Origin of the sequence: Streptococcus sp. SGI.013 (assembly GCF_050315295.1) — a bacterium.
Taxonomy (GTDB): domain Bacteria; phylum Bacillota; class Bacilli; order Lactobacillales; family Streptococcaceae; genus Streptococcus; species Streptococcus porcorum.
The window spans coordinates 41,545-62,215 of the sequence record NZ_JBNPOS010000005.1 but is presented as its reverse complement, the minus strand read 5'-3'; the positions used below and the strand labels follow the sequence as shown (position 1 = coordinate 62,215).

20 protein-coding genes are annotated in these 20,671 nt (G+C 36.5%); 13 read left to right on the top strand and 7 right to left on the bottom strand.

Features of this window, described 5'->3' with window-relative positions; genetic code table 11:
- The first annotated feature begins 84 nt into the window (after positions 1 to 84).
- The 4 genes from ACQRDX_RS02305 to nox all read left to right on the top strand — a co-directional run bounded on the left by ACQRDX_RS02305 (position 85) and on the right by nox (position 5,150).
- Positions 85 to 1,617 (top strand): ABC transporter ATP-binding protein, encoded by a 1,533-nt coding sequence (locus ACQRDX_RS02305; RefSeq protein ID WP_427894052.1) that lies wholly within the window; start codon positions 85 to 87, stop codon positions 1,615 to 1,617.
- Entirely contained in the window at positions 1,610 to 2,677 is a 1,068-nt protein-coding gene (locus ACQRDX_RS02300) for an ABC transporter permease (RefSeq protein WP_354369893.1), read from the top strand. The genes ACQRDX_RS02305 and ACQRDX_RS02300 overlap by 8 nt, the downstream gene beginning before the upstream one ends.
- 2 nt (positions 2,678 to 2,679) lie before the next feature.
- Positions 2,680 to 3,636: an ABC transporter permease gene (locus ACQRDX_RS02295; protein WP_427894049.1), complete on the top strand. Its 957-nt coding sequence runs from the start codon at positions 2,680 to 2,682 to the stop codon at positions 3,634 to 3,636.
- 143 nt (positions 3,637 to 3,779) lie between these two features.
- The gene (nox, locus tag ACQRDX_RS02290) at positions 3,780 to 5,150 is read left to right on the top strand and encodes a H2O-forming NADH oxidase (protein WP_427894047.1); all 1,371 of its coding nucleotides are present in this window, start codon (positions 3,780 to 3,782) and stop codon (positions 5,148 to 5,150) included.
- A 171-nt stretch (positions 5,151 to 5,321) separates the two neighbouring features.
- Here the strand turns inward: nox and ACQRDX_RS02285 are convergent, their stop codons facing one another.
- On the bottom strand, positions 5,322 to 6,305 hold the full coding sequence (locus ACQRDX_RS02285; protein ID WP_354367944.1) for an L-lactate dehydrogenase: 984 nt from the start codon (positions 6,303 to 6,305) through the stop codon (positions 5,322 to 5,324).
- A 194-nt stretch (positions 6,306 to 6,499) separates the two neighbouring features.
- On the opposite strand from ACQRDX_RS02285, the gene gyrA reads away from it, so the two are divergent.
- From gyrA to ACQRDX_RS02265, 4 genes are all read left to right on the top strand, one after another.
- Positions 6,500 to 8,947, top strand: coding sequence for a DNA gyrase subunit A (gene gyrA / locus ACQRDX_RS02280; RefSeq protein WP_427894044.1), 2,448 nt, complete (start codon positions 6,500 to 6,502; stop codon positions 8,945 to 8,947).
- Between the two features lie 67 nt (positions 8,948 to 9,014).
- A complete protein-coding gene (locus ACQRDX_RS02275) occupies positions 9,015 to 9,695 on the top strand; it encodes a class A sortase (RefSeq protein WP_427894106.1) in 681 nt (226 codons plus the stop codon).
- Between the two features lie 49 nt (positions 9,696 to 9,744).
- Positions 9,745 to 10,146 carry an SMU1112c/YaeR family gloxylase I-like metalloprotein gene (gene gloA2 / locus ACQRDX_RS02270; RefSeq protein WP_427894042.1) on the top strand — a complete coding sequence of 134 codons (402 nt, stop codon included), beginning with the start codon at positions 9,745 to 9,747 and terminating at the stop codon, positions 10,144 to 10,146.
- Positions 10,147 to 10,236: 90 nt separating this feature from the next.
- Positions 10,237 to 11,208: a DUF1002 domain-containing protein gene (locus ACQRDX_RS02265; protein WP_427894040.1), complete on the top strand. Its 972-nt coding sequence runs from the start codon at positions 10,237 to 10,239 to the stop codon at positions 11,206 to 11,208.
- A gap of 81 nt (positions 11,209 to 11,289) precedes the next feature.
- Here ACQRDX_RS02265 and ACQRDX_RS02260 read toward each other — a convergent pair whose 3' ends face one another.
- The 5 genes from ACQRDX_RS02260 to ACQRDX_RS02240 all read right to left on the bottom strand — a co-directional run bounded on the left by ACQRDX_RS02260 (position 11,290) and on the right by ACQRDX_RS02240 (position 14,785).
- Complete coding sequence (locus tag ACQRDX_RS02260) at positions 11,290 to 11,508, bottom strand: DUF4649 family protein (protein WP_427894038.1); 219 nt, start codon at positions 11,506 to 11,508, stop codon at positions 11,290 to 11,292.
- A 1-nt stretch (position 11,509) separates the two neighbouring features.
- Positions 11,510 to 11,857: a DUF1831 domain-containing protein gene (locus ACQRDX_RS02255; RefSeq protein ID WP_427894036.1), complete on the bottom strand. Its 348-nt coding sequence runs from the start codon at positions 11,855 to 11,857 to the stop codon at positions 11,510 to 11,512.
- Positions 11,858 to 11,859: 2 nt separating this feature from the next.
- On the bottom strand, positions 11,860 to 12,975 hold the full coding sequence (locus ACQRDX_RS02250; RefSeq protein WP_427894034.1) for a cysteine desulfurase family protein: 1,116 nt from the start codon (positions 12,973 to 12,975) through the stop codon (positions 11,860 to 11,862).
- 195 nt (positions 12,976 to 13,170) lie between these two features.
- Entirely contained in the window at positions 13,171 to 14,130 is a 960-nt protein-coding gene (locus ACQRDX_RS02245) for a ribose-phosphate diphosphokinase (protein WP_427894032.1), read from the bottom strand.
- A 91-nt stretch (positions 14,131 to 14,221) separates the two neighbouring features.
- Positions 14,222 to 14,785, bottom strand: coding sequence for a CYTH domain-containing protein (locus tag ACQRDX_RS02240; protein ID WP_427894030.1), 564 nt, complete (start codon positions 14,783 to 14,785; stop codon positions 14,222 to 14,224).
- A gap of 98 nt (positions 14,786 to 14,883) precedes the next feature.
- Between ACQRDX_RS02240 and ACQRDX_RS02235 the strand changes: the two genes are divergently transcribed.
- From ACQRDX_RS02235 to pta, 4 genes are all read left to right on the top strand, one after another.
- Positions 14,884 to 15,549: a GTP pyrophosphokinase gene (locus tag ACQRDX_RS02235; RefSeq protein WP_427894104.1), complete on the top strand. Its 666-nt coding sequence runs from the start codon at positions 14,884 to 14,886 to the stop codon at positions 15,547 to 15,549.
- Positions 15,524 to 16,363, top strand: a complete 840-nt coding sequence (locus ACQRDX_RS02230) for an NAD kinase (RefSeq protein WP_427894028.1) — start codon at positions 15,524 to 15,526, stop codon at positions 16,361 to 16,363. Before ACQRDX_RS02235 ends, ACQRDX_RS02230 begins: the two co-directional genes overlap by 26 nt.
- Complete coding sequence (locus tag ACQRDX_RS02225) at positions 16,353 to 17,246, top strand: RluA family pseudouridine synthase (RefSeq protein WP_427894026.1); 894 nt, start codon at positions 16,353 to 16,355, stop codon at positions 17,244 to 17,246. The genes ACQRDX_RS02230 and ACQRDX_RS02225 overlap by 11 nt, the downstream gene beginning before the upstream one ends.
- Positions 17,247 to 17,420: 174 nt before the next feature.
- Positions 17,421 to 18,419: a phosphate acetyltransferase gene (pta, locus tag ACQRDX_RS02220; RefSeq protein ID WP_427894102.1), complete on the top strand. Its 999-nt coding sequence runs from the start codon at positions 17,421 to 17,423 to the stop codon at positions 18,417 to 18,419.
- A gap of 68 nt (positions 18,420 to 18,487) precedes the next feature.
- Here pta and ACQRDX_RS02215 read toward each other — a convergent pair whose 3' ends face one another.
- A complete protein-coding gene (locus ACQRDX_RS02215; RefSeq protein WP_427894024.1) occupies positions 18,488 to 19,177 on the bottom strand; it encodes a hypothetical protein in 690 nt (229 codons plus the stop codon).
- A gap of 295 nt (positions 19,178 to 19,472) precedes the next feature.
- Here ACQRDX_RS02215 and adhP point away from each other — a divergent pair, with 295 nt between their 5' ends.
- A complete protein-coding gene (gene adhP, locus ACQRDX_RS02210) occupies positions 19,473 to 20,498 on the top strand; it encodes an alcohol dehydrogenase AdhP (RefSeq protein WP_427894022.1) in 1,026 nt (341 codons plus the stop codon).
- Positions 20,499 to 20,671 lie beyond the last annotated feature (173 nt).

Below are 20,671 nucleotides of genomic sequence, written 5' to 3'. Positions count from 1 at the left end.
ATGTATAATATCTCAGTAAAGCTTACCTAATTTAGGTAGGTTTTACTGATATATTAAAAAGATTTTCTGAAAGGAAGACCCATTATGACACAAAATGTCATTGAAATGAGAGAGATTACCAAAAAATTTGGTGATTTTGTGGCGAATGACCACATCAATCTTAACCTCAGAAAAGGTGAAATTCATGCCTTACTTGGTGAGAATGGTGCAGGAAAGTCAACTTTGATGAATATGCTAGCAGGCCTCCTACAGCCTACTAGTGGTGAGATTGCTATTGACGGGCAAGTTGTGACAATTGATTCACCTTCAAAATCATCTCAGCTAGGTATTGGGATGGTTCACCAACATTTTATGTTGGTAGAAGCTTTTACAGTAGCGGAGAACATCATTTTAGGTAATGAGACAGTAAAAAATGGCTTGTTAGATTTAAAGAAAGCCAGTCAAGAAATTAGCGATTTGTCTGAAAAATATGGTTTAGCAGTAGATCCTTCAGCAAAGGTTGCAGATATTTCAGTTGGTGCCCAACAACGTGTTGAGATTTTAAAAACACTTTACCGTGGGGCAGATATTTTAATATTTGATGAACCAACAGCTGTCCTAACCCCTTCAGAAATTCAAGAATTGATGGGGATCTTAAAGAATTTGATTAAAGAAGGTAAATCAATTATATTGATTACCCATAAATTAGATGAAATTCGAGCAGTAGCTGATCGTGTGACAGTAATCCGTAGAGGTAAATCGATTGAAACGGTTAGCGTAGCTGGAGCAACGTCTGAAGATCTGGCAGAAATGATGGTTGGGCGTTCAGTGTCCTTTAAAACAGAGAAAAAACCATCAAATCCACAGGATGTTATTTTATCTATTAAAGATTTAGTCGTTAATGAAAACCGAGGGATACCTGCTGTTAAGGATCTGTCATTGGAAGTTCGTGCAGGCGAGATTGTTGGTATCGCAGGTATTGATGGAAATGGTCAAAGTGAGCTGATTCAAGCGATTACAGGATTACGAAAAGTAAAAAGCGGGTCAATTGTTATCAAAGGACAAGAAGTTACAAAGTATTCTTCTCGTCAAATTACAGAATTGAATGTAGGTCATGTTCCAGAAGATCGCCATCGTGACGGCTTGGTTTTACCAATGACATTAGCAGAAAATATTGCCTTACAAACCTATTATAAAGAGCCTCTTAGCCAAAAAGGAATTTTGAACTATCCAAAGATTAATGAGTATGCTAGAAAATTAATGGAAGAGTTTGATGTTCGTGGTGCTAATGAGCTAGTTCCTGCTAAAGGTTTTTCCGGAGGAAATCAGCAAAAAGCGATTATTGCACGTGAAATTGATAGAGATCCAGACCTATTAATCGTTAGCCAGCCAACTCGAGGTTTAGACGTTGGTGCGATTGAATATATCCATAAACGCTTAATAGAAGAGAGAGATCGAGGCAAGGCAGTCCTAGTTGTTAGTTTTGAACTTGATGAAATTTTAAATTTATCTGATCGTATTGCAGTTATTCATGATGGTAAGATTCAAGGTGTGGTTTTACCTGATCAGACTAACAAACAAGAACTAGGTATCTTGATGGCTGGTGGCGTTTTAGAAAAGGAGGCTACTAATGTCTAAACGAACTCAGCAAATTGCTGTTCCATTGATTTCTGTCCTATTAGGGATTATCTTAGGTGCGGTCGTGATGTTAATCTTTGGTTATGATCCGATATGGGGATATGAAGGATTGTTTCAAACCGCTTTTGGAAATGTAAAAAATATTGGTGAAATTTTTCGTGCTATGGCGCCTTTAATCCTAATCGCCTTAGGTTTTACAGTAGCCAGTCGAGCAGGTTTCTTCAATATTGGTTTATCTGGTCAGGCATATGCAGGTTGGATTGCTGCAGGATGGTTTGCTTTGGCTAACCCCGATTTGCCACGTCCATTTATGATATTGTGTACAGTTTTAATTGCTGCTATAGCTGGTGGGGTTGCAGGAGCCATTCCTGGAATTTTACGAGCTTATTTAGGGACAAGTGAAGTTATTGTTACCATTATGATGAACTATATTATTCTTTATTTAGGTAATGCAGTCATTCAGAATGGATTTTCAAAAGAAATTATGCGCTCAGTAGATTCTAGTATTCAGGTTTCTGATAATGCAACTTACCAGGCAGAATGGCTTAGTGCTATAACCAATCATTCTAGAATGAACATTGGGATATTCTTTGCTTTGATTGCAGTTGTTTTTATCTGGTATTTGCTTAATAAAACAACACTTGGTTTTGAAATTAGATCAGTTGGTTTGAATCCTCATGCAAGTGAATATGCAGGGATGTCATCTAAGCGTACGATTATTTTATCTATGATTATTTCAGGTGCCCTAGCTGGTCTTGGAGGTGTTGTTGAAGGGTTAGGAACATTTGAAAATGTCTTTGTTCAAACCAGTTCTTTAACAATTGGTTTTGATGGTATGGCAGTTAGTCTGTTAGCAGCTAATTCACCTATAGGAATTATTTTTTCAGCCTTCTTATTTGGTACCCTTAGCGTAGGTGCTCCAGGTATGAATATCGCTGGCATTCCACCTGAGCTTGTTAAAGTTGTGACAGCTTCCATCATTTTCTTTGTAGGTGCACATTATTTAATCGAACGTTACATAAAACCAAAGTCCAAAAAAGAAATGAAAGGTGGTAAATAAGAATGAATATTGTGACGATATTATCTCTTCTAGTATCATCTATGTTGATTTATGCGACACCTTTAATTTTTACAAGTATCGGTGGTACTTTCTCAGAACGTTCTGGTATGGTAAATGTGGGGCTAGAAGGTATTATGGTTATGGGAGCATTCTCAGGTGTTGTCTTTAACCTAGAATTTGCTGATCAATTAGGCTCACTAACTCCTTGGCTTGCAGTATTAGTTGGTGGTGGTGTTGGTCTTCTATTTTCTTTGATACACGCTGTTGCTACCATTAATTTTCGTGCTGATCACATTGTTAGTGGTACTGTATTGAACTTGATGGCTCCAGCACTATCTGTTTTTCTTGTGAAGGTTATCTATGGTAAGGGACAAACAGATAATATACAAGAGGCTTTCAAAAAATTTGATTTCCCTATTTTATCAAATATACCAGTAATTGGAGATATATTTTTTAAAAATACTAGCTTGATGGCTTATATTGCCATTGCATTTGCCTTTTTAGCGGCTTATCTATTAAATAATACCAGATTTGGTTTGCGTCTTCGTTCGGTGGGAGAGCATCCTCAAGCAGCGGATACTTTAGGGATTAATGTTTATAAAATGAAGTATTTTGGGATTATGATTTCAGGATTCTTAGGAGGAGTCGGCGGTGCAGTTTACGCTCAATCTATTTCCGTTAACTTTGCTGTTACGACAATCTTAGGGCCAGGATTCATCGCTTTAGCAGCCATGATTTTTGGGAAATGGAATCCTATCGGAGCAATGCTATCTAGTTTATTCTTTGGGCTTTCTCAAAGTTTGGCTGTTATCGGAAGTCAATTGCCATTGTTATCAAATATTCCAACATACTATTTGCAAATTGCGCCTTATTTATTAACGATTATTGTACTTGCTGCCTTCTTCGGTCAAGCTGTAGGTCCGAAAGCAAATGGTGTAAATTATATTAAATCAAAATAATTTTTTACTCACTGTTACTTTTTGGCAGTGAGTTTTTTTATCATCAAAATGAAAAATACTGAAAATGCTGAGCTTAAATCTTGTAAGCGTTTTATCTATGTGGTATAATATTAGAGTAATAAATAATGAAAGTTGGAATTAGTATGTCTAAAATTGTTGTAGTTGGTGCGAACCATGCAGGTACATCTGCTATTAATACAATCTTAAATAATTATGGAGCAGAAAATGAAGTAGTCGTTTTTGACCAAAATTCAAATATCTCATTTTTAGGTTGTGGGATGGCACTTTGGATTGGAAAACAAATTTCAGGACCAGAAGGTTTATTCTATTCCAATAAGGAGACATTAGAGGCTGCAGGTGCTAAAGTTTATATGGAGTCACCAGTTGAATCTATTGACTATGATAAGAAAGAAGTTACTGCAATTGTAAATGGTGAAAAACATGTTGAATCTTATGATAAGTTAATTTTAGCTACAGGATCAGCACCTATTATTCCACCGATCAAAGGTGCTGAATTGCAAGAGGGAACACGCGAATTTAAAGCAAAACTTGAAAATTTACAATTTGTGAAACTCTATCAAAACTCAGCAGAAGTTATTGAAAAATTGAATAACCCAGATATCAAACGTGTTGCAGTAGTTGGTGCAGGTTATATCGGTGTGGAATTAGCAGAAGCCTTTCAACGTTTAGACAAAGAAGTTACTTTGGTTGATATTGCGGAAACATCTCTGGGTGGCTACTATGATCCTGAATTTACAGATTTAATGAATAAAAATCTTGAGGAACATGGTATTAAGTTAGCCTTTGGTCAAACGGTACAAGCTGTTGAAGGTGATGGAAAAGTGGAGCGCCTTGTGACAGATAAGGAAACTTTTGATGTGGATATGGTTATTTTAGCTGTAGGCTTCCGCCCTAATACTGATCTTGGTGCAGGTAAGATTGATCTATTCCGTAATGGTGCTTTCTTGGTTAATAAAAAAGGTCAGACAAATCTTCCTGATGTTTATGCAATTGGTGACTGTGCGACTGTTTATGACAATGCCCTTCAAGATACTAACTACATTGCACTAGCTTCTAATGCTGTTCGTACCGCTATTGTTGCAGCTCACAATGCTTGTGGTGTAGAAGTAGAGACAGCTGGTGTTCAAGGTTCAAACGGTATTTCTATTTATGATCTTAAGATGGTTTCAACAGGTTTGACGCTAGAAAAAGCTAAACGCTTTGGTTATAATGCTGTTGCAACAGATTTTTCTGACCTTCAAAAACCAGAATTCATGGAACATGACAATCATGAAGTTAAGATCCGTATTGTTTACGATAAGGATACACGTGTTGTCTTAGGAGCACAGATGGCTTCAAAAGAAGATGTGTCAATGGGAATGCATATGTTCTCTTTGGCTATTCAAGAACAAGTCACAATTGAGCGTTTAGCTCTTCTTGATATTCTTTTCTTGCCACACTTTAATAAACCATATAATTACATTACGATGGCTGCACTTTCAGCTAAGGAATAGGTCAACCTAGGACTATAATATCGTCATTACAAAAAAAGAGAAAATGTTTATCATTTTCTCTTTTTTAGTGCTCAAAATAAATATTGTTAGTGAATTCTAAAGACTCTTTGGAGATGTTAGATCTAAAAAGAAAATAAAAAAAGCCCGACTAAGTCGAGCTTTTGGAATGAATTAGTTTTTAGCAGCAGATGCAAATTCTTCTTTAGAGAAAGCCTCATCGATGATATCTTTGAGTTGTTTAGCAGAAGCTTGCATTTGTTGCAATTCTTTTTCGTTCAATGGGATATTAACTGGACGAACGATACCATGTGCACCAATGATAGCTGGTTGTCCGATGAAGACATCCTCAACACCTTCATATTGGCCTTCTTGATATACTGAAAGTGGCAATACTGCTGATTCGTCATCAAGGATAGCTTTAGTGATACGCGCAAGTGCTACAGCGATACCATAATAAGTTGCTCCTTTTTTGTTGATGATTGAGTAAGCAGCATCACGAACAGAGATGAATAGATCCACAAGACCTTGCTCATCGATATCACGATTATCTTGCAACCATTGTTCAAGTTTTACACCAGCTACGTTAGCATGTGACCAAACGGCAAATTCTGAATCTCCATGTTCACCCATGATATAAGCGTGAACAGAACGTGCATCGATTCCGATTTTTTCAGCAAGTGCTTGACGGAAACGTGCTGAATCAAGTGAAGTACCTGAACCAATAACGCGTTCTTTAGGGAAACCTGAGAATTTCCATGTTGAATAAGTCAAGACGTCAACTGGGTTAGCGGCAACAAGGAAGATACCGTTGAAACCTGAATCGACGATTTGTGTTACAACGTCTTTGTTGATACGAAGGTTTTTCTCAACAAGGTCAAGACGAGTTTCACCTGGTTTTTGTGGAGCACCAGCTGTTAAAACAACAAGGTCAGCATCGTGACAGTCTGAGTATTCAGCTGAATAGATTTTTTTAGGTGAAGTGAAAGCAAGAGCGTGGCTTAAATCTTCTGCGTCACCTTGAGTTTTTTCTTTAAAGATATCAATGATACCAAGTTCTTGTGCAATTCCTTGGTTTACCAATGAAAATGCGTATGAAGAACCTACGGCACCATCACCGACAAGAATAACTTTTTTGTGTTGTTTAGTTGCAGTCATGTGTCTAAACATCTCCTTAAAATTTAGTTAGGGTTTTCACCCATACGACTATATTCTAGCACTTTTTATAGATTTTGTCACGGAGAAATTGCAAACAAATTGAAAAGTCTTTTCAGTTTATGCTATAGACCTGTAATAATACAGGAAATGTGGTATAATAGTAGTGACTTTGTTCTAAAGAAAGAGGCATGATAATGCAAGATAAAAATTTAGTAAATGTAAATCTGACAAATGAGATGAAAACCTCTTTTATTGATTATGCCATGAGTGTTATTGTTTCTCGTGCTTTGCCAGATGTTAGAGATGGATTAAAGCCAGTTCATCGACGTATTTTATATGGTATGAATGAGCTAGGTGTCACACCAGATAAGCCTCATAAAAAATCTGCTCGTATTACTGGTGATGTCATGGGGAAATATCACCCACATGGTGACTCTTCTATTTATGAAGCTATGGTAAGGATGGCGCAATGGTGGTCTTATCGTCATATGCTCGTGGATGGTCATGGTAACTTTGGCTCCATGGACGGTGATGGAGCTGCTGCCCAACGTTATACCGAAGCTCGTATGAGTAAGATTGCAATGGAGATGTTACGCGATATTAATAAAGATACCGTAGATTTCCAAGATAATTATGATGGTAGTGAACGTGAGCCTCTTGTCTTACCAGCTCGTTTTCCAAACTTATTAGTTAATGGTGCAACTGGTATTGCGGTTGGTATGGCAACTAATATTCCTCCTCACAACCTAGGAGAGACTATTGATGCTGTTAAACTGGTTCTGGAAAATCCAGAAGTGACAACTCGTGATTTGATGGAGGTTCTTCCTGGTCCTGACTTCCCAACAGGTGCCTTAGTTATGGGGAAATCAGGCATTCATAGAGCTTATGAGACAGGAAAAGGATCTATTACCCTTAGATCTAAAACAGAGATAGAAACGACAAAATCAGGCCGTGAACGGATTATTGTTAGTGAATTTCCTTATATGGTTAATAAGACCAAGGTTCATGAGCATATTGTTAAGTTAGCCCAAGAAAAACGGGTTGAAGGGATTACGGCTGTCCGTGATGAGTCTAGTCGTGAAGGTGTACGCTTTGTGATTGAAGTCAAGCGAGATGCCTCAGCTAATGTTATTTTGAATAATTTATTTAAGTTGACAAGCTTACAAACGAACTTTAGCTTTAATATGTTGGCGATTGAAAACGGAGTTCCTAAGATTTTGTCACTACGACAAATTCTTGATAATTATATTGCGCATCAAAAGGAAGTTATTGTTCGTCGGACTCAATTTGACAAAGATAAAGCGGAATCAAGGGCTCATATTTTAGAAGGTTTATTGATTGCGTTAGACTACATTGATGAAGTGATTCGTATTATCCGTAACTCTGAGACTGATAGCCTGGCACAATCAGAGTTAATGAGTCGATTCCAATTATCAGAGCGTCAGAGCCAAGCCATTTTAGATATGCGACTACGTCGATTGACAGGATTGGAACGAGATAAGATTCAGTCTGAATATGATGCCTTATTGGCTTTAATTGCTGATTTAAAAGATATTTTAGCAAATCCAGAACGGGTAGTGCGTATTATCAGAGAAGAGTTAGATGAAGTGAAACGAAAATTTGCTGATCATCGTCGAACGGAGTTAATGGTCGGAGAGGTTCTGACATTAGAAGATGAGGACTTGATTGAACAAGAAGATGTTTTGATTACTTTGTCTAATAAAGGTTATATTAAACGTTTAAGTCAAGATGAATTTCGTACTCAAAAACGAGGTGGTCGAGGGGTTCAAGGGACAGGTGTAAATGATGATGATTTTGTTAAAGATCTAGTCTCAACAAGTACACATGATGCCATGTTCTTCTTTACTAATCGAGGAAGAGTTTATCGTCTAAAAGGTTATGAAATTCCTGAGTATGGCAGGACAGCAAAAGGTTTGCCTATTGTGAATTTGTTAAAATTAGACGAAGGGGAAACTATTCAGACCATCATTAACTTAAAAGCAGAAGATCTTGATCAAAAATGTTTATTCTTCACGACAAGAAATGGTTTAGTCAAACGAACGAGAGCTTCTGAATTTGCTAATATTCGTCAAAATGGTTTAAAAGCTATCACTTTACGTGAGCAGGATGAATTGATTAATGTTCTTTTAACAACTGGTGATGAAGATATCATTATGGGGACACGAGCAGGTTACTCTGTACGTTTCAGAGAAGATGTTATTCGCCAAATGGGAAGAAGTGCTGCTGGTGTGAAAGGGATAAACCTAAGAGAAAACGATCATGTGATCGGTGCTGCCACAATCTGTGATCAACAAGAAGTGCTTGTTATTACCGAAAAAGGATATGGAAAGCGCACTCTAGCATCAGAATATCCAACAAAAGGTAGAGGCGGAAAAGGCATGAAGACAGCCAACATCACAGAAAAGAATGGATACCTATCTGGGCTTGCTACTGTCTCAGGTGATGAAGATATTATGTTGATGACAGACACAGGTGTTATCATTAGAACAAGCGTATCGGATATATCTCAAACAGGACGAGCTACACTTGGTGTGAAGTTGATGCGTTTAGATACCAATGCTAAAATTATAACGCTGGCATTGGTAAAATCTGATGACGATTTAGTACAGGACAAGGAGTAGTTTATTAATGGTGGAAAAAAGAAAACGCCGTAAAAGTAGCATTTTTACAAGTATATTATTAGTTATTATGGTACTAATAGGTTTAGCTTTAGTATTTAATAAACCTATTCGAAATTCATTGATTGCGATGAATTCAAATAAATATCAAGTTTCAAATGTCAGTAAAGAAACCATTGAAGAAAATAAAAGTGCCGATACTACTTTTGATTTTTCAAAGGTCGAATCAATTAGTTCAGAATCTGTTCTGGCAGCTCAGATGGAGCAACAAAGTTTACCAGTTATCGGGGGGATTGCCATTCCAGAACTAAAAATCAATCTTCCAATTTTTAAAGGACTGGATAACACTGCTCTTACCTATGGGGCAGGAACGATGAAAGAAAATCAGGTTATGGGAGGAGAGAATAACTATGCCTTAGCGAGTCACCATGTATTTGGGATGACAGGCTCTTCGGAAATGTTATTTTCACCTTTGGATTATGCCAAAGAAGGAATGAAGATTTATGTGACTGACAAGGATAAAGTATATACCTATGTCATTACAGAAATCAAAGTTGTTTCACCTGATCATGTTGAAGTAGTTGATGATACACCAGGTAAATCTGAAATTACATTGGTAACATGTACAGATGCAGAAGCAACCCAACGTACCATTGTTCATGGTACTTATGAAGGCTCTGTTGAGTTTTCAAAAGCTTCCTCAGACATTATTGAAGCTTTTGAACAAAGTTATAATCAGATGACTCTATAATAAAAAAGCCTTTAGGCTTTTTTATTATAGAGTATTGTGGAGGAATATTATGAAATTAGAAAAAGTCCATCATGTGGCATTGATTGTATCAGATTATGAACAATCAAAAAATTTTTATGTCCATCAACTAGGATTTGAAATTATTAGAGAAAACCATAGACCAGATCGACATGATTATAAATTAGATTTAAAGTGTGGAGAAATTGAACTAGAAATTTTCGGTAATAAAGTATCATCACCAGATTATGTAGCACCGCCTAGTCGTCCTAATTATCCCGAGGCTTGTGGATTGAGGCACTTAGCTTTTTATGTAGAATCCATTGAAGAAGCTGTTAAAGAATTAACATCCAAAGGCATAGAGGTCGATCCGATTCGTTATGATCAATTCACAAATAAAAAAATGACCTTCTTTTTTGATCCCGATGGCTTACCACTGGAATTGCATGAGTGAAGTTTTAAGTAACCGTTTATCAATTTGGAATGATATAATAAGATAAGAGGTTTTTGAAAAGAGCTGTTTTATAGATAGAAAGGAAAAATGATGAATTTAAAAAAAATCGTTTATGCATTATCAACAGCTATGTTGGCTTTCACTTCATTCACGCCTGTTTTGGCAGCTGAAAGCAGTCAGGTACAAACGGTCATAGATGAAGCCTATGTTCAACCTGACTATGTATTGGGATATTCTCTATCAGAAGAGCAACAGGCAGAAACCCTATCTCTTTTAGGATATGATAGCAATCAGGATACTCAGGTTAAGCTATTAACGACAGATGCTTATAGTCAAATAATGGATGTAGATGGCTCAAGTTTACAGCTTTATTCTTCTGTTAAGATTCAAAAGTTGGGTTCTACAAAAGCTTTAGAAGTGGAAATTATTACCCCAGAAAACATCACAAAGGTGACAGAAGATATGTATCGAAATGCAGCTATTACCTTAGGAATTGAACACGCAAAGATATCCGTTGCCTCCCCTATTGCGGTAACAGGAGAAAGTGCACTTGCAGGTATTTATTATTCGCTTGAAGAAAATGGTGTGACGGTTAGTTCTGAGAACAAAAATTTAGCATCAGAGGAACTCAGCCTTCTCTCGACAATCAATGAGGAAAACCAAGGAAAAGAAGGGTATGATACTGATAAATTAAATGTTGCATTAACTGATATTAAATCTGCATTAGCGGAATCTTCTAATCAACAACTCACTGAAGAACAAGTTAGAAAAATTGTCGAGGATACCTTATCTCGTTACGGGTTAACAGAAAGTATGACTAGCCAACAAATCACGCTAATTGTGAATTTTGCGGTCAACTTATCAAAAAGTGATATTATTAATACCGATGGTTTTAAAAAATCTGTATCCTCACTAAAAGATAGTATCATCTCACAAGCCAAATCAACCTTTGAGGGAATCAACCTTAATTTTAGTACAGATCAAGCATTGGAGTCTGGAAAAGGTTTTTTATCTAACATTTGGCAAGCTATCGTGAATTTCTTTACCAACTTATTTGCTTAGAAAATAATCTGAGAAATGATAAAAAGGACTTAGCAGTTAGACTGTTAAATCCTTTTTATTTGCCCTTTTTCAAAAAAAAGATTACTGATATTGACTATGATCTAGCTTTGATAGGAAAAAGTATAGATTCCCCATGACATCATGATAGTCTAATAAATGACCATTATAGAGTACTTTTGTAACTTTGTAATGGTCAGCAATTGGGGTGAGACAAGAAAATTGAGCGCGTTCAAATTCGTTATAATTGTCATATTGAACTTGAAATTCTTGCTGTCCGTTAGTATAAAAAATTTCAATCATCTTATCGGATTTCCTTCTCAAAAATATGGCGCTCAACTAAGCTATCCATTAGAAAGTAAAATTTATCTTGTAAAATTTTATGTTCATCTGATTTAAAGATATTCACTAAGCGCAGCCCTGATTTATCGGTAATATTTATTTTAGCACCAGTCAAATCTTTGTTAATGATAATTTTTAACAAGAATCCTTCCCCTGAATTAGGGACTTTTTCAAGTAAGCGAGATAATTCGTAGTTCCCAACGGTTGAGGTTGAGAACGTATTATCACGTAAGGTAAATTTTTTAATTTGAGGACTAACCTTGTAAATGAAAGGACAGTCTTTGAGTTCGATTGTTTGATGAAATGCCATAATTACTTTCCTATTATTTCTTTGATTTTTTCAGCGAATAAGGTGATCTCATCTATAGTGTTAAGATGTGAAAAACTAATTCGAATAGATTCTTGCAAGGGAGGAGTTCCCTGACCATAAAAAGCTTCTAAAACATGGCTAGGTTCAACTGTTCCTGCAGTGCAAGCAGATCCCGTTGAAACACAAAAACCAGCAAGATCTAATTGGGTGAGCAAGATACTATTATGGTATCCAGAAAATCCTATGTTGACGACATGTGGTAAGTTATTCTTACTATCATTAAGATAGTAGTCAATAGGATCCAATTGGGTGAGCAAAGCACTTCTCAGTTGTTCTACAGCTTTAAAGTGTTCGGTCATATGATTATGTGCTAATTGTAAGGCCGTCACCATCCCTACAATTCCAGCAATATTTTCAGTGCTAGCTCGACGTTTTTGCTCCTGATCGCCTCCATGTAGAAGATTATGGAACTGAAGAGGAGCAGCATATAGTAAACCGACACCTTTTGGCCCATGAAATTTATGTGCTGAGATTGAGAGAAAGTCAACCCCTAGTTGTTCAGGTAGAAGAGGAAGTTTGCCAGCAACCTGGACAGCATCGACATGAAATGCTGCTTGGTGCTGTTTGAGCAGATGTCCGATTTCTTGAATAGGATAAATGCTTCCAGTCTCATTGTTAGCAAACATGATACTAACTAAGATGGTATCTTCACGTAATGCCTCTTGTACTTGTTGAACAGAAATCGTTTTATTTATAGGGTTGAGGTAGGTAACCTCAAAACCACATTCTTTCTCGAGAAATGACAAGGTATGTAAGACGGAGTGATGCTCGATGCTCGTTGAAATGATATGCTTTCCTTTTGCTTGATTGGCTAAAGCATATCCTTTTAATGCTGTATTATTACTCTCTGTACCACCAGAGGTAAAAATGATACGATCAGCTTTGGTCCCTAATAGTTGAGCAACGTTTTCTCTTTGTTCCCTTAACACTTGATTTGCTTTTCGTCCAAGGGTATGAATGCTAGAAGGATTACCATAAGTTGAAGTCATAACTTCGGTCATTTTTTCGATGACTTCTGGAAGAAGAGCGGTGGTAGCAGCGTTATCTAGATATATCATTTAGATTAGAATCCTTTCTAAAAACTTCAAATAGAAGTGATAGTATATCTGTTATGGAGGGGCTGTTGAACTTTACAGTACTACTGGGATGGTAATAGTGTTAGGATACCTATTGATGACAATAGGGGAGTTCGATAGATATAAAATAGGAAGCTGGGACAGATACCCAGCTTCAAATTGTTTTGTGAAAAATGTTTATTTGTTTTCTGATTGATGGTATGCAAATAAGGGGCTGATAGGTTTATTGGTGTGAATACGAACTAGTGCTTCTCCGATGAGGTTAGCAGCTGTAAGATAGGTTAGGTTTTGAGGAGTTTTTTCTTTGGTCGCAACAGAGTCGGTTACAACAATTTCTTTGATTGGTGCGGTTGATAAAATATCAGCTGCTCCTCCAGCAAATAATCCATGACTAGCAACAGCATAGATTTCAGTTGCCCCTTCTCGTTCAACAATTTTTGCTGCTTCGGCAAAGGTTTTACCTGTGTTGATAATGTCATCAATAAGAATAGCCTTTTTTCCTTCAACCTCGCCTATGATATAACCTTCTTCACGGTTAGAATCATCTTGAGCATAGTCAATAATAGCAATAGGGGCATTAAGATGTTCAGCTAAGCTACGAGCTCGTTTAATACCAGAATTTTTAGGGCTAACGACTACAACGTCTTCACCAGTTAAACCAAGACTAGTGTAATGTTTGGCAAAAAGCGGCATAGTAAAGAGGTTATCAACAGGAATATTAAAGAATCCTTGTACCTGTACAGCGTGGAGGTCAAGTGTCAATACACGATCAACACCAGCTTTGACTAACATGTTGGCAACTAATTTAGCTGTTAGTGGTTCACGTGGTGCAGCGATACGATCCTGTCTAGAGTAGCCAAAGTAAGGAATAACAACATTGACAGAATTAGCGGATGCACGCTTGCAAGCATCAACCATAATCAACAGTTCCATTAAATGATTATTTACTGGAAAGCTAGTGGACTGAATAATATAAATATCAAAACCACGGACACTTTCTTCGATATTAATCATAATTTCTCCATCTGAAAATTGTTTTGATGACAATTTACTTAACGGAATCCCAGAGGCTTGAGAAATTTTTTCTGCTAATTCGATATTTGAAGTAAGCGAGAAGAGTTTCATGTTTTGTACCATTGTGACAATATGGCTCCTTTTTCCTTTATTCTCTACTATTTTATCAAAAAAATTTAAAAATTTCAGTGTAAAAATAAGAAAGTTGACAATATTATCTGTTCAAAGTGGCAGAGAAACGGGCAACCTTACTTTTAGCATATTTGAATTTAATCTGGTGTTCTTGTAAAAAGTTTTCAAAATCTTCCTTACCTTTATCAGCATCGCTCACTTCTAGCTCTAATTCAAAATCAACTTGATCAGCGTAGTGATTTTTATCCAGAGCCATTAATCCAATTGGTGTTTGCTCTTCATAGCGTTTAGTCGTCAAATGTCCAAGAAGACCAAGGTCACTAAGTGTTATAGGATAGGTTTGGATGAGCTTAGTGATGTCGTTTATAGGGAAGGTTTCGGAAGTAATAATGTGATGGGCTTCCTCCAAGGATAAAGGGAGATTATGTTCGATATTTCCAACTTTTTGTGGAATTTTTAGTGTTAATTCTGCCTCGGTTTTGAAAGTCCTAATACGAAGAGATAATTTATTTTTCTTCATGTCAAAGTTAGGAGTATCAAAATAATAATTGGTTTGAGTAACTGGTTCAGTCGTAAACAATTTGAGAAGGTTCTGATATTCTATTGGATGGAGCAAGGTTTTGTATTCAATTTCAAGCTGCTTCATTATTCTTTTCTCCCTTTAAAAGTATGCTATAATAGATTTAGAATAATTCTATAAAATTTTAAGAGTTTTTACAAGATGGGAGTATTTGCTTAGTGGCAATAAATTGGGAAGAATTCCTAGATCCATATATTCAGGCTGTAGGAGAATTAAAAATTAAACTTCGAGGTATGCGCAAGCAATTTCGTAAACAAAAGCGGCACTCACCAATTGAATTTGTCACTGGTCGTGTCAAACCAGTTGAAAGTATCCTAGAAAAAATGGTTCTAAGAGGAATTAAAGAAGATCACCTTGCTCAAGATATGCAAGATATTGCTGGTCTTCGTGTCATGGTTCAATTTGTTGATGATGTGGATGAAGTTTTGGAACTTATTAGACGCAGAAGAGATATGAAGGTTGTTCAAGAGCGTGATTATATTAATAATATGAAATCAAGTGGTTATCGTTCTTATCATGTTATTGTTGAATATCCAGTTGAAACAATCAATGGTTATAAAACTGTTTTGGCAGAAATTCAAATTCGCACTTTGGCAATGAATTTTTGGGCTACTATTGAACATTCGCTCAACTATAAGTATAAGGGAGAGTTTCCCGCGGATATTCGCGAACGATTAGAGATTACCTCAAAAATAGCTTATCAACTTGATATGGAAATGCGAAAAATACGTGAAGACATTCAAGAAGCGCAGCTTTTATTTGATCCAGAAAATAGAAAATTAAGTGATGGTGTGGGAAATAGTGATGACACAGATGAGTATTACAGGTAAGAAAAAAGTAGCCATTATTGCTAATGGAAAATTTCAAAGTAAAAGGGTAGCCTCAAAACTCTTTTCGGTCTTAAGAGATGATCCCGCTTTTTATTTGACAAAAAAAAATCCTGATATTGTGATTTCAATAGGTGGCGATGGGATGCTTTTATCAGCTTTTCATATGTATGAATCGATTTTAGATAAAGTACGTTTTGTGGGGGTTCATACAGGACATCTAGGCTTTTATACAGATTATCGTGATTTTGAAGTAGATGAGCTGATTGAAACATTACGGGCTGACAAAGGAGAGAGTGTTTCCTATCCCGTTTTAAACATCCGTACCACTTTGGCTGATGGACGAGTCCTTACGGCAAGAGCACTTAATGAGGCAACGATTAAGAGTATTGAAAAAACAATGGTGGCTGATGTTATCATCAATCATGTTCAATTTGAGTGTTTTAGAGGAGATGGTTTATCCGTATCAACTCCAACAGGTAGTACTGCCTATAATAAATCTTTAGGCGGAGCTATTTTACATCCGACGATAGAAGCTTTGCAATTGACAGAGATTTCTAGTCTAAACAATCGCGTCTATCGCACGATTGGGTCATCTCTTATTGTTCCTAAAAAAGATAAGATTGAAATTATTCCAAAACGTTTAGGAAGTTATACGATGTCCGTGGATAATAAGACTTTCACACATAAAAATGTCGCTAAGGTTTCTTATCAAATTGATCCTAAAAAAATAAAATTTGTTGCAACTCCTAGACATACTAGTTTTTGGAATCGAGTTCGTGAGGCTTTCATCGGAGAAATTGGACATGAGATTTGAGTTTATTGCAGATAGACCTTCTAAAGTCAAGGTATTTTTAAAAAGTCACGAAATTTCAAAAGGTCTCCTATCTAAAATCAAATTTAAAGGAGGAGGCATTTGGGTTAATGGTGTTGAACGTAATGCAATCCATATGCTAGAAACTGGGGACAAGGTTGAAGTTGAAATTCCTAATGAGACACCGCATGAGACATTAACACCTGTCTTGTTTGATTTAGATATTGTTTATGAGGATGATCATTTTTTGGTTTTAAACAAGCCTTATGGTTATGCGAGTATTCCTAGTATGAATCATACCAGTACGATTGCAAATTTCATCAAGGGGTATTATGTGAAAAATCAATATCCAAATCAGCGTGTTCATATTGTCACACGTTTGGATAGAGATACAAGTGGTGTGATGTTATTTGCAAAACATGGTTATGCCCATGCGAGATTGGACAAGCAACTTCAACGAAAAACGATTGAAAAGCGTTACTATGCTCTAGTGCATGGTAAGGGGAAATTAGAGCAAAAAGGGGAGATTATAGCACCCATTGCGCGTGATGAAGATAGTATTATTACACGTCGTGTCCATCAATCAGGAAAATATGCTCACACTAGTTATGAGATAGTAGAGCAATTTGGCGATATCTATTTGGTGGATATTCGTTTACACACGGGGAGAACCCATCAAATCAGAGTGCATTTTGCGCATATAGGTTTTCCTTTGTTAGGTGATGACTTATATGGGGGATCTCTTGATTATGGTATTGAGAGACAAGCACTTCATTGCCATCGCTTAGTTTTTACAAATCCTTATTTAGGTGAAGAGTTGGTGATAGAAAGTCCTCTCCCTGATGATTTTGAACGTGTAAGACAAACTCTTAAGCCTAACATATAATAGTCTAGCCTATTGAGGCTGGGCTATTTCATTTTTTGTAAAATTTAAAACGGTTCAGAAGCTTTTTTGTGACAGACATGATATAATTTAATGCGAGTTTACAGAACTTTAGAACTTGACATTTTTTGCTGAAAGCGTTATCATGTAAATGCATATTATTTAGAGAGAGGGTTCATAATGCGGTCTTTATTTGACATCTTAAAAGAAAAAGTTTCAGGAAAAAATATAAAACTTGTTTTTCCCGAAGGGACTGACCCACGTGTTTTAACAGCAGCTGGACGATTAAAAATTGAGCGCTTAGCTGATCCCATTATTTTAGGGCGAACAGAGCAAGTCAAGCAACAATTAGCAGCAGTAGGATTTAATGGTGATGTGTTTACGATTATTGATCCAGCCACCTATGAGCAGATAGATGACATGCTAAAGGTTTTCCTTGAAATTCGTAAAGGAAAAACAACAGAATTAGAAGCGAAGAAAACATTACGAGATGTTAATTATTTTGGAGTCATGCTTGTTCAGATGGGTCTAGCTGATGGTATGGTTTCTGGTGCTATTCATTCAACAGCTGATACAGTTCGTCCAGCTTTACAAATTATTAAAACTAAGCCAGGGGTTTCTCGGACATCAGGTATTTTTATCATGAACCGTGAGAGCACGAGTGAAAAATTATTATTTGGAGATTGTGCGATTAATATCAACCCTAGTGCTCAGGAGTTGGCAGAAATTGCGGTCAACACTGCTGAAACGGCAAAAATATTTGATATTGATCCTAATGTTGCTATGCTAAGTTTCTCTTCCAAAGGCTCAGGGAAATCTCCAGATGTTGATAAAGTAGTTGAAGCTACTCGTCTAGCTAAAGAGTTGAACCCTAATCTTCGAATTGATGGCGAATTGCAATTTGATGCTGCTTATGTTCCTGCTGCTGCAAAAATTAAGGCACCAGGAAGCAAGGTTGCAGGTTATGCTAATGTTTTTATTTTCCCAGATTTGCAGTCAGGAAACATTGGTTATAAAATCGCTGAGCGTCTAGGAATGTTTGAAGCAATTGGACCAATTCTTCAAGGACTCAATAAACCTGTTAACGATTTATCACGTGGTTCAAATGACGAGGATATTTACAAGCTAGCTATTATTACGGCAGCTCAAGCTTTAGATTCAAAAACAAATGATTAAGTAAAAAGAATAAAAAGATGCAGTTCAGAATGAACAGCATCTTTTTATTTAGTTTATCTGGGAAGTTGTCAGAATTCATCATCTTCTAAGATACTAATTGAGGCACTTGAGGTGGCATCTGAATTACCAACAACACTTTGAAATGTTTCCGTCAGATACCAATCCAAATAGGGCATAAAGTCTAAATTTAGACGACTAATGGAGGTGTCAGTGACATGATAGGTTTCAATAATATATTGTTTGTCGTCAAAACCAGGGCTATGAAAAAAATGAAGTTCTTCTTTGGATAAAGAAGCTAGTAACTTAGGTGAAAGTCTGTCCTCTTTTGCAAAAAAAGAAGAGTAGCTATCAGCTTTAGTATCAGATTGTTTTATTACTTTTCCATCTTTAGAGAAGGTGGTAATATCAAAAGGAAGCTCTATTTTTTTATTTAAGCTGAGGAAAAATTGCATAAGTCCTTGTGACAAAATGTGATAATCCCCTCCAGATGGAAAGCCGTCTTTCTCGATTTCCCACTTTTTAAAATGAAGAACAAATTGATAAGGGAATACGTTGTCCTCTCCCAAGCAGATGACCATTGTTTTATCAATTGGAAATTCTGCGATTAAAGGAGTTTTAGAATGCGTTAGAATGAGATATCCGTCAAAATCTTGATTATGGCATTGTTGATCAGTAGTAAAATCAAAGAGAAAGGAAAAGTTTTTTTCAATAAATGCTTGAAGAGCGTGTAATTGGTTTTCAACTATAAAAATTTTCATACTGAAATGATAGCTTTTTTAGAAAGAAAAATCAAAAAAGCTGTCTAGCAGTCTCTATGAAAAAAATGATTTTATTTGAGTAGTTTTAACTCTAAATACTTAGTTTTGTCCAAGAAATTACCCTTGATGATAGTAGGTTAAGATTTGAAGAAAATCAGTCCAATGATTAAAAAATAAAATTGATATAATTTTCACAAAAACTTGACAATATTTTTGAAAGTATTATAATAAAAATGTAAACGATTACAAAACAAAAAAACACATGTGCTTTTCAAATCGTATTGGAGGAATCATTATGAAAGCAGTTGTTGTTAATCAAGAAGCAAATGGTGTAGAAGTAGTAGATCATGCCTTACCACAGGTTGGAGAAGGACAAGCCTTAGTAAAAGTAGAATATTGTGGAGTCTGCCATACTGACTTGCATGTAGCTAATGGTGATTTTGGAAAAGTTCCAGGTAGAATTTTAGGCCATGAAGGTATCGGTGTTGTAACAGAAATTGCTAATGATGTCACTTCTTTGAAAGTGGGAGATCGGGTCTCAATCGCTTGGTTCTTTGAAGGATGTGGCTACTGTGAGTACTGTACTACTGGTCGTGAAACCCTCTGTCGAAGCGTTAAAAATGCTGGATATAGTGTTGATGGAGGAATGTCTGAGTATGTAGTGGTAACAGCGGATTATGCTGTAAAAGTTCCAGAAGGCTTGGATCCAGCTCAAGCTAGTTCCATCACTTGTGCAGGTGTAACTACCTATAAAGCCATCAAAGAAGGTGGTGCGGCTCCAGGGCAATGGATTGCTGTGTTTGGAGTCGGAGGCCTAGGAAATCTTGCTGTTCAATATGCTAAGAAAGTATTTAATGCTCATGTTGTGGCCATTGATGTTAATGATGATAAGCTGGAACTAGCTAAAGAAGTTGGTGCAGATATCATTATTAATGCTAATAAGGTTGAAGATGTTACGGCCTTAATACAGGAAAAAACTGGAGGATGCCATTCAGCTTGTGTGACAGCTGTTTCAAAAGTTGCTTTTAATCAGGCAGTTGATAGTGTTCGAGCAGGTGGAAAAGTAGTAGCAGTCGGCTTACCGTCTGAATACATGGAGCTTAGCATTGTTAAAACAGTCCTTGATGGTATTCAGGTTATTGGATCACTTGTTGGTACCAGAAAAGATTTGGAAGAGGCTTTCCAATTTGGTGCAGAGGGTCTGGTTGTGCCAGTTGTGCAAAAACGTTCAGTTGATGATGCGCCAGCTGTATTTTCTGAAATGGCAGCTGGAACTATTCAAGGGCGTATGGTTTTAGATTTTACAGGGGAAACAGTCTGAAAGAGATTTTTTGAAAATAGTAAATGAATTGACTATTACTTTGGAGGTTAGATAGAAATCTAGCCTCTTTTTAAAATAATGTTCGTTATTTACGAACATTATTTTAAAAAGGAGATAAAAATTTTGATTTTTTAGAAAATTTTAGATAATATAGGTTAACGGAAGGGCAGTGG

Bases quoted from the DNA above. Each gene is read 5' to 3' on its own strand.
- ACQRDX_RS02305 (WP_427894052.1), top strand. From the start codon at position 85: ATGACACAAAATGTCATTGAAATGAGAGAGATTACCAAAAAATTTGGT.
- ACQRDX_RS02300 (WP_354369893.1), top strand. From the start codon at position 1,610: ATGTCTAAACGAACTCAGCAAATTGCTGTTCCATTGATTTCTGTCCTA.
- ACQRDX_RS02295 (WP_427894049.1), top strand. From the start codon at position 2,680: ATGAATATTGTGACGATATTATCTCTTCTAGTATCATCTATGTTGATT.
- nox (WP_427894047.1), top strand. From the start codon at position 3,780: ATGTCTAAAATTGTTGTAGTTGGTGCGAACCATGCAGGTACATCTGCT.
- ACQRDX_RS02285 (WP_354367944.1), bottom strand. From the start codon at position 6,305: ATGACTGCAACTAAACAACACAAAAAAGTTATTCTTGTCGGTGATGGT.
- gyrA (WP_427894044.1), top strand. From the start codon at position 6,500: ATGCAAGATAAAAATTTAGTAAATGTAAATCTGACAAATGAGATGAAA.
- ACQRDX_RS02275 (WP_427894106.1), top strand. From the start codon at position 9,015: ATGGTACTAATAGGTTTAGCTTTAGTATTTAATAAACCTATTCGAAAT.
- gloA2 (WP_427894042.1), top strand. From the start codon at position 9,745: ATGAAATTAGAAAAAGTCCATCATGTGGCATTGATTGTATCAGATTAT.
- ACQRDX_RS02265 (WP_427894040.1), top strand. From the start codon at position 10,237: ATGAATTTAAAAAAAATCGTTTATGCATTATCAACAGCTATGTTGGCT.
- ACQRDX_RS02260 (WP_427894038.1), bottom strand. From the start codon at position 11,508: ATGATTGAAATTTTTTATACTAACGGACAGCAAGAATTTCAAGTTCAA.
- ACQRDX_RS02255 (WP_427894036.1), bottom strand. From the start codon at position 11,857: ATGGCATTTCATCAAACAATCGAACTCAAAGACTGTCCTTTCATTTAC.
- ACQRDX_RS02250 (WP_427894034.1), bottom strand. From the start codon at position 12,975: ATGATATATCTAGATAACGCTGCTACCACCGCTCTTCTTCCAGAAGTC.
- ACQRDX_RS02245 (WP_427894032.1), bottom strand. From the start codon at position 14,130: ATGGTACAAAACATGAAACTCTTCTCGCTTACTTCAAATATCGAATTA.
- ACQRDX_RS02240 (WP_427894030.1), bottom strand. From the start codon at position 14,785: ATGAAGCAGCTTGAAATTGAATACAAAACCTTGCTCCATCCAATAGAA.
- ACQRDX_RS02230 (WP_427894028.1), top strand. From the start codon at position 15,524: ATGACACAGATGAGTATTACAGGTAAGAAAAAAGTAGCCATTATTGCT.
- ACQRDX_RS02225 (WP_427894026.1), top strand. From the start codon at position 16,353: ATGAGATTTGAGTTTATTGCAGATAGACCTTCTAAAGTCAAGGTATTT.
- ACQRDX_RS02215 (WP_427894024.1), bottom strand. From the start codon at position 19,177: ATGAAAATTTTTATAGTTGAAAACCAATTACACGCTCTTCAAGCATTT.
- adhP (WP_427894022.1), top strand. From the start codon at position 19,473: ATGAAAGCAGTTGTTGTTAATCAAGAAGCAAATGGTGTAGAAGTAGTA.